At 45.9% G+C, this 13,003-nt stretch carries 12 protein-coding genes; 8 read left to right on the plus strand and 4 right to left on the minus strand.

The window, feature by feature from the left end:
- The first annotated feature begins 389 nt into the window (after positions 1-389).
- Together O9290_RS08040 and O9290_RS08045 are read left to right on the plus strand one after the other, a co-directional pair.
- Complete coding sequence (locus tag O9290_RS08040) at positions 390-2,039, plus strand: iron uptake porin (RefSeq protein WP_502846453.1); 1,650 nt, start codon at positions 390-392, stop codon at positions 2,037-2,039.
- 68 nt (positions 2,040-2,107) lie between these two features.
- Positions 2,108-3,292 carry an acyl-CoA dehydrogenase family protein gene (locus tag O9290_RS08045; RefSeq protein WP_288055969.1) on the plus strand — a complete coding sequence of 395 codons (1,185 nt, stop codon included), beginning with the start codon at positions 2,108-2,110 and terminating at the stop codon, positions 3,290-3,292.
- A gap of 518 nt (positions 3,293-3,810) precedes the next feature.
- On the opposite strand, the gene O9290_RS08050 is transcribed toward O9290_RS08045, so the two are convergent.
- Both O9290_RS08050 and O9290_RS08055 read right to left on the minus strand, forming a co-directional pair.
- Positions 3,811-4,392 carry a hypothetical protein gene (locus O9290_RS08050; protein WP_288055967.1) on the minus strand — a complete coding sequence of 194 codons (582 nt, stop codon included), beginning with the start codon at positions 4,390-4,392 and terminating at the stop codon, positions 3,811-3,813.
- Positions 4,393-4,398: 6 nt separating this feature from the next.
- Entirely contained in the window at positions 4,399-5,217 is an 819-nt protein-coding gene (locus O9290_RS08055) for a C39 family peptidase (protein WP_288055965.1), read from the minus strand.
- 264 nt (positions 5,218-5,481) lie between these two features.
- On the opposite strand from O9290_RS08055, the gene O9290_RS08060 reads away from it, so the two are divergent.
- From O9290_RS08060 to O9290_RS08080, 5 genes are all read left to right on the plus strand, one after another.
- Positions 5,482-5,970, plus strand: a complete 489-nt coding sequence (locus tag O9290_RS08060; RefSeq protein WP_288055987.1) for a helix-turn-helix domain-containing protein — start codon at positions 5,482-5,484, stop codon at positions 5,968-5,970.
- Positions 5,971-6,412: 442 nt separating this feature from the next.
- Positions 6,413-7,561 (plus strand): Re/Si-specific NAD(P)(+) transhydrogenase subunit alpha, encoded by a 1,149-nt coding sequence (locus O9290_RS08065; protein ID WP_288055963.1) that lies wholly within the window; start codon positions 6,413-6,415, stop codon positions 7,559-7,561.
- Positions 7,539-7,766, plus strand: a complete 228-nt coding sequence (locus O9290_RS08070) for a hypothetical protein (protein ID WP_288055961.1) — start codon at positions 7,539-7,541, stop codon at positions 7,764-7,766. The genes O9290_RS08065 and O9290_RS08070 overlap by 23 nt, the downstream gene beginning before the upstream one ends.
- Complete coding sequence (locus O9290_RS08075; RefSeq protein ID WP_002733247.1) at positions 7,693-7,989, plus strand: NAD(P) transhydrogenase subunit alpha part 2; 297 nt, start codon at positions 7,693-7,695, stop codon at positions 7,987-7,989. The genes O9290_RS08070 and O9290_RS08075 overlap by 74 nt, the downstream gene beginning before the upstream one ends.
- The gene (locus tag O9290_RS08080; protein ID WP_002757688.1) at positions 7,986-9,395 is read left to right on the plus strand and encodes an NAD(P)(+) transhydrogenase (Re/Si-specific) subunit beta; all 1,410 of its coding nucleotides are present in this window, start codon (positions 7,986-7,988) and stop codon (positions 9,393-9,395) included. The genes O9290_RS08075 and O9290_RS08080 overlap by 4 nt, the downstream gene beginning before the upstream one ends.
- A gap of 58 nt (positions 9,396-9,453) precedes the next feature.
- Here O9290_RS08080 and O9290_RS08085 read toward each other — a convergent pair whose 3' ends face one another.
- On the minus strand, positions 9,454-9,693 hold the full coding sequence (locus tag O9290_RS08085; protein ID WP_002757689.1) for a hypothetical protein: 240 nt from the start codon (positions 9,691-9,693) through the stop codon (positions 9,454-9,456).
- 954 nt (positions 9,694-10,647) lie between these two features.
- The gene (locus tag O9290_RS08090; protein WP_288057850.1) at positions 10,648-11,112 is read right to left on the minus strand and encodes a Uma2 family endonuclease; all 465 of its coding nucleotides are present in this window, start codon (positions 11,110-11,112) and stop codon (positions 10,648-10,650) included.
- Positions 11,113-11,324: 212 nt separating this feature from the next.
- Here O9290_RS08090 and O9290_RS08095 point away from each other — a divergent pair, with 212 nt between their 5' ends.
- Entirely contained in the window at positions 11,325-12,797 is a 1,473-nt protein-coding gene (locus O9290_RS08095) for a leucyl aminopeptidase (RefSeq protein ID WP_288057853.1), read from the plus strand.
- The last annotated feature ends 206 nt before the right edge of the window (positions 12,798-13,003 follow it).

A 13,003-nucleotide genomic window follows, 5' to 3' on the forward strand; every position in this document is an offset into this window, starting at 1 on the left:
AAAACCTTGTTGGGTAAAACTTTTAGACCTTTTGGCCATCAAAAAGTAATGGATAGGGGAGTGATCGGGGGAAAAATTCAGGGACTTTTTCCCTGAAAATTAGGTAATTGACCCCCTCAAAATCGGTAAAACCCTACACCCCACACCCCACACCCTACACCCTGCCCCCACGAAAAACTTTTTGCCGCAAACCCTAGCTAATCACTCCCCTTTTCTAGCGTAGGGGTCGGAAAAAGAGCAATGCCTGTTGGCAAAGCGGCGGAAGTTCTGCCCGTGTTCTCAAGATAGGACTCCTATTCCCCAGGCCTTAGGATTCTGCGGTTTTACCCTGGAATTCTGCTACAGCACCGGCTTGGGATAACGAGACTTTCTCAATTGCTGCCGGAGATATTGGAATCGATCGAGCGCGGTTCCGAGGATTCGTCTGGCCAAAAAACACCGACTATCTCTATTTTTTGGATGTGAGGATTTCGATGGTTTCTGTCTCTTGTAATTCGTTATGGCGACCTTCTCTCCTACTGGGAAGCGTTTTCTTTGCCGTACCCGCGTTCGCTCAAATCGACCCTTCGGGTTTACCGCTAACCGATATGTCGAAAAACCATCCCGATCCAGCGATGGCGCAACTCACTTCTGTGTCCCAACTTGCCGATGTTCCGCCGACGGGCTGGGCGTTCGAGGCACTGCGATCGTTAGTGGAACGCTATGGCTGTATTGTCGGCTATCCCGACCGCACCTATCGGGGCGACCGCGCCTTAACCCGTTGGGAATTTGCCGCCGGTTTGAATGCTTGTTTAAACTCGATCGAGCGATCGCTGCAAGCAGGGGTTTCGATCGCCCAACCAGATCTCGATACACTCAAGCGCCTTGCCCAGGAATTTCAGGCCGAGTTAGGGGCTTTAGGGGCGAGAGTGGATAACCTAGAAAACCGGGCTGCTTTCCTAGAAGACCATTCCTTTTCGACGACCACGAAACTACTGGGTGAGGCGATTTTCGTGGTCGCCAACGCCTTTCAAGGTGCGAGGGAGGGGAGCAATACCGTGTTTCAAGATCGCGTGCGTCTTCGGTTCGTCAGCAGTTTTACGGGCAAAGACCAGTTAAACGTGCGGTTAGATGCCGGTAATGCCCGACGATTTAATCTGGGGGATGGGACTCCGGAAGCTACTCAATCCTTTAACCTAGTTCCCTCTCTAGACAATAATGTCAATATCGGTTGGCTCGCCTATTATTTTCCCATTGGCGATCGCATTTCCGCCTATATTGCAGCGGTCAATGGTGTCACCTACGATTTTATCCCGACGCTGAACCCCTATCTCGATAGCGGTACGGGCGGCGGAAAAGCACTAAGCGTGTTTGCGTCCGCCAACCCCATTTACCAGATCGGTGGGGGTGCGGGAGGTGGCTTTAACTATCAACTGAGCGATCGCTGGATCGCCAGCTTGGGTTATCTGGCCGGGGATCATGCCGATCCCAATCCGGGTAGTGGTCTTTTTAATGGTCAATACGCTGCGATCGCCCAAATCGCTTGGCTCGATTCTCGATCGGGTTTCGGGATCACCTACGTCCACGCCTACCAAAATCGGGGAGATTTATTTGACATCGGCAGTAGTTTTGGTATTGTCGGCACTAGGCAGGCTAATAATCCTTTTGGCACCCCATTGATCAGTGATTCCTTCGGTGCGTCGGGGTTCTTTACCATCACGCCGAACTTGGCGATTAATGGTTTCCTGGGCTATACCAACTCTAGAAATCTCCAAGGCCCCGGAAATGCTGACATTTGGTACTATAGTCTAGGTTTCGCCTTTCCCGATGTGGGCAAAGATGGCAATCTGGGCGGTCTCGTGGTTGGCGTTCAGCCCTATCAAGCCAATAATCCCACGGATGCCACCGATTTACCTATCCATGTCGAGGCTTTTTACAAATATCAAATTAATGACAATATCGCCATCACTCCTGGCTTATTTTGGCTGATCAACCCCGGTCAAAATAGTAATAATACCAGTGTTATTATCGGTACACTGAGAACCACATTTACCTTCTAGCAATCAACAAAATTTCCCCCTATACCTTCCTGTTTAGGGGGATTCGATATATCTAAGGAATCTCGATCATGTCAGTATCCCCTAGTCAGTCTGCCGATTATTATCTATCTCTCGCGGTTTCTCTGGCATCGGAATTCGCCATCGATGCAGTGGAGCGAGACCATCAGGGTGGAACCCCGAAACTGGCGCGCGATCGCCTCCGCCAAAGTGGTCTTTTGACCTTAATTATTCCCCGAGAATACGGTGGTTCTGGCGAGAGTTGGATTACCTTATTTCGCATCGTTCGAGAGTTCGCCCAAGTCGATAGCTCGATCGCTCATATTTTTTCCTACCATCATCTTGGGGTGATCGTTCCCCATCTTTTCGGGACGATCGAACAGAAGGAATACTACTACAAGGAAACCATCCGACAGAATTGGTTTTGGGCGAATGCGTTAAATCCCTTGGATCGTCGGACAGCGATCGCTTCCGAGGGCGATATTTTCCGACTAGAAGGCAAGAAAAGCTTCTGTTCAGGTTCGTGGGATTCTGACATTTTACCCGTTACGGCGATCGATCAGCAGACGGGGAAAATATCGGTTCTTGTGGTTCCCACCCAGCGTGAGGGAGTAGAACTGCACGCCGATTGGGATAATATGGGTCAACGGCAAACCGATAGTGGTAGTGTTTCGTTTCATAATGTGGCGATTTACCCCCGCGAGTTTTTCGGTTCGCAAGCCTTTCCTGCGCCACCTTTCGCCACTTTCCGCGCCTGTTTAACCCAGTTGAATCTAGCCAATATCTACTTGGGGATTGCCCTGGGGGCTTTTGAGGCCGCACGACGGTACACGAGAGAGCAAACCCGTCCTTGGCTAACTGCCGGGGTCGAGCGAGCGACGGAAGCTCCCTATCTCCTCCATCGTTACGGCAGTCTGTGGGTCGATTTAGAGGCGGCCAGGGGTTTGGTTGATCGAGCAACGGAAATTCTACAGGACGCGTGGGAGGAACAATGGGAGCTCACCGCAGAAAAGCGCGGTCGCTGTGCCATTGCGATCGCAGTAGCCAAGGTGGCGGCGACACGGGTGGGATTAGAGGTGGTGAATCAAATGTTCGAGGTCATGGGGGCGAGGGCGACATCGAGTTCCTACGGGTTTGATCGCTACTGGCGGAATCTACGAACTTTTACCCTTCATGATCCTGTGGATTACAAAATTCGCGATCTGGGCAATTGGATTGTCAATGAAAAATTCCCGCAACCGAATTTTTATTCTTAATAACGCTCTCCTAAGAAACAGAGCCAACCACCAGATGACTTTGATTCTCGACCACGAGTTCCCTATTTTACCCACAACAGAAAATTCTCTCAAGGGATGGATTTTTAATTACATACACCATGTAATTAAAAACATATACTTTTTAGTGCGATATGGCAGGGGCGGAAATCGGGGGACTGAGTAGAAAGTCTTTTAACCCGAAATGAGGTTAAGAGCAATTGATATCTACATTAAGGGAATTTTAAGATCGCCACCCACCTAGAAAACAAGCCCCAACTCTATTCGGGTTATGGGGCAAATTCACGAAAAGTACATCGCTTTCGATGGAAAGTATATACCTTTCTACCAAAATTATAACTATTATGACACAGAACACGATAGGGGGGTGTTGCCTCTTGCATCATCTCAACAAGCAATTTAAATACGCGGGCAGCTTATCCATGTTCTTATTACTAGACAAGGGCAGCTTTGTCGATATTAAACATCTGATTAGGTTTTGCCGAGCAGAATTATCCACCCTATTCCGTTAATCCTTCAGCGTGTTTGACCGAGCGTAGTTGGTTAAGAAATTGCTCTATTTCTTGAGTTTTATCGATCTTGGTCGGTAAATTAAAGCCATATTCAAGAGGAGCATCAATAACAAGAATTTTTTGATTATTGATGTTACTTTCATCAATCAACCATAAAGCATGGGTTTGATAAGCTGGAATCACTAATAATCTGACTATGATATTTTCTTCAGGGATATTTTCATCAATCCAGCTAATAGCTTGATCGAATTTTTCTGCTAATTCCGATTGAAAAATTCCATCCACAGACCAATCTGTAGGTTCACTGCCAAGGCTACTAGAGCGAGCATAGGCGATCGGGGTATTATCTGATTTTACTTGCAGATGCCATTGCCCTGATGGACGAGCTAAACGGGTTAAATCGTTGCTTGGTTCAACCACTGCATTTGCGGGTAGATTCCAGACATCTACACTTTCATGCAAAGCAGGGGAAACTGCACCGAGAGACTCAGTTATTCTAGACAAGCTAAAACCTACTTTTCTTTGTAATTGAGTTAAAACGTCATCGGGTAAAGTTTTAAAATGTGCCATTTTAGTTTATCTCCTAATATTAATCCATGTCCATCGCCATTGACCTTCGCCATAGGCAGTTTTAACTCGATCGTAGGGAATAATTATTTCACCCCGCCAAGGATCATAAATGATGACCTGGGGGACTGAATCAATTATATCCCAACCGACTGCTAAAACGGCATGACCCCCTCCTCCATTCCATTTAAAACCGATTTCTACTGCACGTTGATTATCAAGTTCAGTTTGTAAGGTGGTAAATTCAATCAAACCATTAATATAAATTGGATTAAAACTATACCTTACCCACATAGGAGCAATATTAAGAATTGGCAAGGGTTTATTGCACAATGAACTATTGGGTGAACTGCAACAACCTGTTAATTCAAAAGCAACATTGGCAAGGTTACATTGCTGCGTTGTGATGTCATCATTTTGCTGAAAAACCATCTGCATTGAAGCCGCCCAACACCATTGGGTTTGTTCTTGTTTAATCCAAGTGATTTTGTTAATTCTAGTGGCTTGCCCTAGGGTATCATCGCTGACAAAAGCTAAAAAAGCTGCTGCTTGTAAAATGCTCGGCTTTCCTTGTTCAACTCTTAAAGGCAGAGTTTTAGCCGGTGTTTCCCAGTCTAGATTAATTGCAGCACCTGTAATTAATTTTGTCCAATCAGGAGCGGCACCATCTCCTATGGTTTCTCCCACTGCATCCACAAGTGCATCAGCAATAACTTTAGCTAAACCTTTACTTGCTGCAGATAAAAAGACTTTGGCCGCTTCTTCAGGAGTGCCTCCTAAGCTACCACTTAAGTCAGCAGGTAATTGAATACCGTCAATTTTTGCCATATTTAACACTCTACTTTCATTTGATGTTTTTAGTCTATCTGACTGACATAAAAATAACATTTGGATCGACTATCAATATGTTCTTTAATTAATTCTTCATTTTTTTATTTATTAAATGCTAGTTACTAAACGGTAAACAACGGAAATTGTCGGGAGTTTTATTAAGCCTCTTTACAAAAGTCGGAAAATAACGGATAATGTCGGAAGGTAAAGCTTAAAATTCTAAAATAATCAGATAGGAACACTCAAGAGGTTTTCAAAGAGATTGATAATCTTGTTTTTCGTCAAACAGTAAAACACATTTACACCCTACAACTAGGCATTTTACAAAGTGTTTTTAATGGACAAAAATATGCAAAAATAGCAGAAGAGTATAAATGTTCTGAAGGTCATGCTAGAGATAAAGCCTATGAACTTTGGCACATTCTCTCAGAAGCATTAGGCGAAGATTTAAACAAATCAAATGTTCGATCAGCAATTGAAAGATTAATAATTACTAATAGTAGCAATAACTTGGTTAATTCTGGACAAATTGAAAAACTTAATTTTTGTCCCAACTCCCCTCAATATCCTGAAAACTTAGCCATGGATAATTCTGATATAATTGAAACCGAAAACTTGTTGATTGAAGAAAAATTAAAAGAAGCAAAACTAGAAACCGTTCCCAGACTGGTGCAAGTAGGGCTAACTGCTGAACAAATTGCTCAAGCCCTCGATTTACCTTTGTCATTAATTTTAGAAACTTTAAGGTAATTTCTTAATGGATAGCACAATAGTTTTTTTTCAAAATCTCACAAAGAATCGAGGCAATGTTATCCTTAATGTCTCTCGGCTTATTAGTTTATAATCTCGGTCAGGGAGAACTGAGAAATAGCTTACAGCCCTTCTCATAAAGATGAAGTATAATTTAATCTGGTATCAACGACCGAAAACTGGCTAATGTTAACCATTCCAGCGTTCCCCAACTACCTCATCACTAGGTAAAAATTCCCAAGCAGTGCCGCTCAAAACCCTTTAATTCTGAAGATAATCCTAAGATTTACCCCGAAAAAGAGCCAGAAAGGTGAGGATAGCTAGGATGGAAGTGAAAAGCAATTTTGACTCGAAATTATCCCAAGGGATCGATCGCATTTAACGAAACCCTTACCCCAACAGCATAAGACAAGAGAAGGACTTACTAAGGAGAAACCCAGCCATGAAAATCGGCGTAATCAAAGAAAGTGACCAAGGCGAGGCGCGGGTGGCGCTAGTGCCGGATACCGTCGCCCGTTTAGTCAAGGCGGGATTTGAGGTAATTGTCGAAAATGGGGCGGGAATTAGCGCTAACTTTGCCGATAGTGCCTATAGTGCCGTGGGAGCCGCCCTGAGCGAAAACAACGAATATATCTATGAAACTGCCGATATTATTCTCAAAGTCGTCCCTCCTAGCGATAGCGAGATCGATCGCCTGAAAAATGGTGGTATCCTCATCGGCTTTCTCGATCCCCTGCGTCAACCCCGGCGCATTGCCAAATTAGCCGAGCGAGGGATCACCGCTTTGAGCATGGAATTAATTCCCCGCAGTAGTCGCGCCCAGAGCATGGATGCCCTCTCCTCTCAGGCTAACCTCGCCGGTTACAAAGCGGTACTCCTCGCCGCCGTTGAGCTGCCGAAAATGTTCCCGATGATGACTACCGCCGCCGGGACGATCGCCCCTGCCAAAGTGCTGGTATTGGGGGCAGGAGTTGCCGGATTGCAAGCTTGCGCTACCGCCCGCCGTTTGGGGGCAGTGGTGGAGGCTTTTGATATTCGTCCCCAAGTCAAAGAAGAAGTGCAGAGTGTCGGGGCGAAATTTATTGAAATGCCCCTAGAAGAAGATACCGTCGCCGATAACGGTTACGCCAAAGAGGTTTCTCTTAGCACACAGGAGCGCATTTGTCAAGCCTTGGCCGAACCAATTAAGCGGGCTGATGTGGTGATCACCACCGCCCAAGTACCGGGGAAACAGGCCCCCCTGCTAGTCACCAAAGAAATGATCGCCACCATGAAACCGGGGTCGGTAATCGTTGATTTAGCGGCGGAACAGGGCGGAAATTGCGCCTACACCCAACCGGGACGAGAAATCATCGTTAATGGGGTAAAAATCGTCGGAGCCGTTAATCTTCCTGCCACAGTGGCCACCAATGCCAGCCAGATGTACGCCAAAAACCTGCAAATGCTGCTACAGCTTCTAGTCAGCAAAGACGGCAGTTTAAACCTCGATTTTGCCGATGACATCATTGATAGTGCCTGTGTCACCCACGCCGGCGAAATCCGCAACCAACGCATTAAATCCGCCCTCAGTGAACAGTTATCCGCTTTTTAGCTATCAGGATTCAGGATTCAGGAGGCAGGAGTCGGTCGTCAGGAGGCAGCTTTATTCTCCCCACACCCCACACCCCACACCCCACACCCCACACCCCACACCCCACACCCTATCCCCTATTTCTTTAACCAATGACTGCCCAACTTTTAACCGCTTTAGTGGTATTTGTCCTCGCTTCCTTTGTCGGTTTCGAGGTAATCAATAAAGTCCCTCCCACTCTCCATACACCCCTGATGTCGGGAGCGAATGCAATTTCAGGTATCGCCGTTGTCGGTGCGCTCCTCATCGCCGGAGGCACGGATTGGCACGAATTAACCGTAATTTTAGGGTTAATTGCCGTTATTTTGGCGATGGTTAACGTGGTCGGTGGTTTTGTCGTTACCGATCGAATGCTGCAAATGTTCAAGAAAAAAGAGGCTAAATCATGAATAATGCCCTTATCACAGGGATCGAGTTGTCCTATCTACTTGCCGCCATTTTATTTATCATCGGTCTTAAACAATTATCTTCCCCCGCTACCGCCCGTCAAGGCAATTTTCTGGCTGCCATCGGGATGCTAATCGCCATTATTGCCACCTTAATCAATCAAGAAATCCTCAGCTATGGTTTAATCGCCGTGGCGTTAGTGATTGGCTCGATTATCGGCCTAGTTTCGGCGCAAAAAGTCCCGATGACAGCTATGCCCCAAATGGTGGGGATTTTTAACGGTTTAGGCGGTGCTGCCAGTGCTTTAATTGCCATTGGCGAATACTGGCGTTTACTGCAAAGTGGTGAAAATATTGCCTTTGACTCGATACTGATCGCTATTTTGGGTATATTGATCGGCGGTGTCACTTTTACCGGTAGTGTCCTCGCTTTTGCCAAATTACAGGAATTAATCAGTGGCGCGCCCGTAACTTTTCCTTTCCAACAACCCTTTAACATTCTCTTGCTACTCACCTTTTTAGGGGGTAGTGTCTATCTCTTTTTTGATCCCACCTCGATCGATGTTTTCCTGACCTTGGTGGCACTTTCCCTAATTTTCGGGGCTTTATTCGTGCTTCCCATCGGCGGCGGCGATATGCCCGTGGTTATCTCCCTCTTAAACTCTTTTTCGGGACTTGCCGCCAGCGTAGTCGGTTTTATCCTGATGAATAGTATGTTGATCATCGCTGGTGCTTTGGTGGGTGCGTCGGGGATTATCCTGACTCAGATCATGTGTAAAGCCATGAATCGATCGCTGGCTAGTGTACTATTTGGGGCATTTGGTACAGGTGCTAGTGCTGGAGGCGAAGCGAGCGCCACTTCTAGCCTTGATAAATCAGTTCATGCTATTGATTCAGAAGAAGGGGCAATGATGCTCGGTTATGCGCGTTCTGTGGTGATTGTACCCGGTTACGGCATGGCGGTGGCCCAAGCACAACACGCAGTGCGAGAATTAGCTGAACAGTTGGAAAAAAATGGCGTTGAGGTTAAATATGCTATTCACCCCGTGGCGGGAAGAATGCCAGGACACATGAATGTATTACTGGCCGAAGCTAATGTTCCCTATCCGCAACTCTACGATATGGATGATATTAATCCTGAGTTTGAGCGCGTCGATGTGGCCTTAATTATTGGGGCGAATGATGTGGTTAATCCCGCTGCCCGTCACGATAAAGCTAGTCCCATTTATGGAATGCCAATTCTCGACGTGGATAAGGCACAGCACACGATCGTGATTAAGCGCAGTATGCGATCGGGTTTTGCCGGGGTAGAAAACGAATTATTCTACAATCCCAAAACCTTTATGCTCTTTGGTAGCGCTCAAGATGTGGTAGCACAATTAGTATCACAAGTCAAGGATTTGTCATAATTCTTGACAAATAGGACGGGGTGAAAACCCCGTCTTTTTTTATCTGATTTTCCAGAGTTTAAAGATAATCCAGAACCAATTCCCCTTTGCTCACTTTTTCGGTAATTAAAGTTCTGACTAACTCTAATTCTTCTAGGGTCACTTTACCATCAGACCTCATAGCTAGGGCGATTCTTTCCCTTTCCCCTTGAGTGATCACGCCATCAACACTAGCCTGTTCGATAATAGCGCGCAACTTTTCTAGTTCCTGTTGTTCTTCTGCGGTTAATTCTGCTTGATTAGGACGAGATATTTCCATAAAAATTTCTCCTTGAGTGATCGACACAAACTTGATAATTTTTTCTAAGTAGTAGAAGCCATGGCAGTTATCCCCAGTCAGGATCAGGAATTACGGACGATGCCTAATCAGTTTACACTTCATATTTGCTCGGAAACCCTCTCAACAAATACGTTTGTATTAAGAAACATTAATAAAGCTGAGAGCCTTGACTATTGCCTCTGGTCTATTCCCTTGCCTCACGGTTAACTTTAATTTTGTTCGACCACTTAGAGTTGGCGAATACATTATAGCAAATCCTGTTAAGTAGGGTCGGCTGAAAAGCGAATACAAAGTATTCTAAGCAAGGGTTTGGCAGCTCCATCATATCTGCAACTTTCTTGCAATGATGGTGAGCAGCAGAAGTTATTAAAAGAGGGCAAAGCCAATTCGCCGCTACAATAAGGTTATTTCCCAATGGTAGGGGCGCACCGCGTGCGCCCAAAATGTAATATAGATATTTCGACCAAATTGAGCCGCAGCCAATTTAATCTAATTCCACCCGCAAGGCTCGCAATTTTGCCTCTAGCATTTGCCCTCGTTGTTCAGCAATTTCTGCCCGTTTTTGCACTTGCTTGAGTTTCTTTCCTCACTCTACAAAAGTCAAAAATACCTCGCCATCCGGTTGATAAATCTGACAATCTTCTGGGGATAACTGAAAGCGAATCCCCAAAAGAGGACTAACCCAATTATCGGCTCTTCGTTACTTGTTATGGTTCGATAGGGGGGCATAAATCGACTAAATCCTTATCTGGCAAGAGACTTAATTGATTAGTTCGCTCTAGATAAAAAACAATTGACAAAAATCGCTAAATGCTTTTCTATATATAGCGGTGTGCAGTCGTATGAGGTACAGTGTCACGAGCTATAAACCATGCTAGGCAAAGCTTGGTTTGTATCTCACTCAAGCGCTTACCGCTATAAGGGTTCCATCCCTTATAATCCCCGTCCATTGCATAACACCAACCGAAGAGCCCAATTATCCATCACCTCGATAACTTCTAGGTTAGACTTCCTCGCTTGCCAACCGCTAAGATGATTGTGAACGGGATCATAAAGATAGTATTCCAAGACCCCGTATTTCTCATAGATATCTAACTTTTTGATCATTTCTTTTAAAGTTCTTTCAGTAGTAAGAAGATCAAAAACTACTTGGGGATAGAAGCTGCCCAGTTCCTTGCCACTGTCAAAAAACACCATTAGATCGGGGTTAAGCTGAATAGTTGCCTTGTCTATCAAAGCAGACCGGGGAACAGTAGCGGCGATCAACACATCCTCTCGATCGGCGAATAATAACTTGAGATTATCTTCTATAATCCCTATCCAGTTACACTTTTTAGAGTCAGCTATCTGAGGGGGATTATTGGGGGAGATAACTTGGCTAGAAAGGTTGTCAAGCATATCGATCAGGGAGAAAATTATAACTATTTGTCTAGTGATTCAAAAATAGAGGGTCTTGACCCCAACATTTTTAGATATTGATTTTAGCGCCAGCTAGACCTTGATTCTTGGCAGCGAGCCAGTAAACCTGAATAAATGATCGATGATAACTGATAGAGCTTACAGTATAGTGATTAATAGAAGCAATTTGCAAAGAATTATCGAGATAAAGAATGGATATTCGATCGACTGACACCTCGCTCCTTACTTGGACAGGAGATACTTTAGCCCTAGGTTTACCAGAAGGAACCATCGAGATTGCAGGAGAATTGGCAGAATTAAACGATAAACTAGGGGGAAACCTAGGTGATCTCATCTCCGAGACGGAATTCGAGGGAAAATTAGGCAGCAGTGCGGCGACTCGTCTAGGTGGTGGTCCGATTCGCAAATTAATCCTGGTGGGATTGGGAAAAACTGCCGATTTCGACCTGCAAACCCTGCGTCTAGCGGCTGCTGCGATCGCTCGTCTGGCCAAACAACAAAAAAGCCAAGCTCTGGCCATCAGTTTACCAGTAGTTGGCGATCAGTCCGCCACTGCCGGAGCAATCACGGAAGGGCTGCTGCTGGCCAATCATCAGGATACCCGCTTCAAGTCCACTAAGGAGGAAAAAGGAGCCAAATTAGCAACCGTCGAGTTATTGGGTTTAGGAGAGCAAACATCTGCGATCGCCAAAGCCGAGCAAATCTGTTCCGGGGTGATTCTGGCCAGAGAATTAGTCAATGCTCCCGCTAACACCGTTACCCCCCTAACCATGGCAGAAACCGCCGAGCAAATTGCCGCCGAATACGGATTAAGTCTCAAAATTCTGGAACAGGAAGAATGCGAAAGCTTGGGTATGGGAGCCTTCCTAGGAGTGGCCAAAGCCTCGGATATTCCCCCGAAATTCCTTCATTTAATCTATAAACCCCAAGGAACCCCGAAACGTAAACTAGCAATCGTCGGCAAAAGTTTAACCTTTGATTCCGGCGGTTTGAATATTAAAGGGGCCGGCAGTGGCATCGAAACCATGAAAATGGATATGGGGGGTGGTGCCGCCACCCTAGGCGCAGCCAAGGCGATCGCCCAATTACAGCCAGAAGTGGAAGTACACTTTATCTGTCCGGCTACAGAAAATATGATTAGTGGTCGCGCTATGCACCCTGGGGACATTTTAACCGCTTCTAATGGCAAAACTATTGAAGTCAATAACACCGATGCCGAGGGACGATTAACCCTGGCCGATGGCTTGGTTTTTGCGGAAAAATTAGAGGTGGATGCGATCGTGGATCTAGCCACTTTAACCGGGGCCTGTGTCATCGCTTTGGGGGACGATATCGCCGGTTTATGGAGTAGCGATGAGAGTCTCACTGTTCAACTCCAAGAGGCCGCTAAATTAGCCGGCGAAAAATTCTGGCCAATGCCCCTAGAAGAAAAATATTTCGAGGGGATGAAGTCTCAAATTGCCGATATGAAAAACACCGGCCCGCGCCCCGGCGGTTCCATTACAGCCGCTTTATTTTTGAAGCAATTCATTAATAATACTCCCTGGCTCCACCTAGATATCGCAGGACCGGTCTGGTCCGATAAAGAAAATGGCGTTAATAATTCCGGGGCCACCGGTTTTCCCGTCCGCACTCTAGTTAATTGGGTAATGGCCAATAATTAAGTTATCGGTAAGCAGTAAGCGGTATTAGGTGAGGAGTATTTTCACTGTTTACTGTTTACCGATCCCTGAAAAATCTGCCCCACCCCTCACCCCTATCTCAAGGTCGCGCGTCACACACCCTTTAAAAAGGGTGCGGGGTACAGGACCTTAAAGCCGTCCCCAAAGAAACAAAAGCACTTAGCGTTACCCGGTTTGGGTTTTTTTGT

Source organism: Microcystis sp. LE19-41.2A (assembly GCF_027530405.1).
Lineage (GTDB): Bacteria > Cyanobacteriota > Cyanobacteriia > Cyanobacteriales > Microcystaceae > Microcystis > Microcystis aeruginosa.

What these genes read in the sequence shown, in the direction of transcription:
- O9290_RS08075 (WP_002733247.1), top strand. Translation starts at nt 7,693, where the DNA reads ATGACTGCCCAACTTTTAACCGCTTTAGTGGTATTTGTCCTCGCTTCC.
- O9290_RS08065 (WP_288055963.1), top strand. Translation starts at nt 6,413, where the DNA reads ATGAAAATCGGCGTAATCAAAGAAAGTGACCAAGGCGAGGCGCGGGTG.
- O9290_RS08085 (WP_002757689.1), bottom strand. Translation starts at nt 9,693, where the DNA reads ATGGAAATATCTCGTCCTAATCAAGCAGAATTAACCGCAGAAGAACAA.
- O9290_RS08090 (WP_288057850.1), bottom strand. Translation starts at nt 11,112, where the DNA reads ATGCTTGACAACCTTTCTAGCCAAGTTATCTCCCCCAATAATCCCCCT.
- O9290_RS08055 (WP_288055965.1), bottom strand. Translation starts at nt 5,217, where the DNA reads ATGGCAAAAATTGACGGTATTCAATTACCTGCTGACTTAAGTGGTAGC.
- O9290_RS08045 (WP_288055969.1), top strand. Translation starts at nt 2,108, where the DNA reads ATGTCAGTATCCCCTAGTCAGTCTGCCGATTATTATCTATCTCTCGCG.
- O9290_RS08050 (WP_288055967.1), bottom strand. Translation starts at nt 4,392, where the DNA reads ATGGCACATTTTAAAACTTTACCCGATGACGTTTTAACTCAATTACAA.
- O9290_RS08095 (WP_288057853.1), top strand. Translation starts at nt 11,325, where the DNA reads ATGGATATTCGATCGACTGACACCTCGCTCCTTACTTGGACAGGAGAT.
- O9290_RS08080 (WP_002757688.1), top strand. Translation starts at nt 7,986, where the DNA reads ATGAATAATGCCCTTATCACAGGGATCGAGTTGTCCTATCTACTTGCC.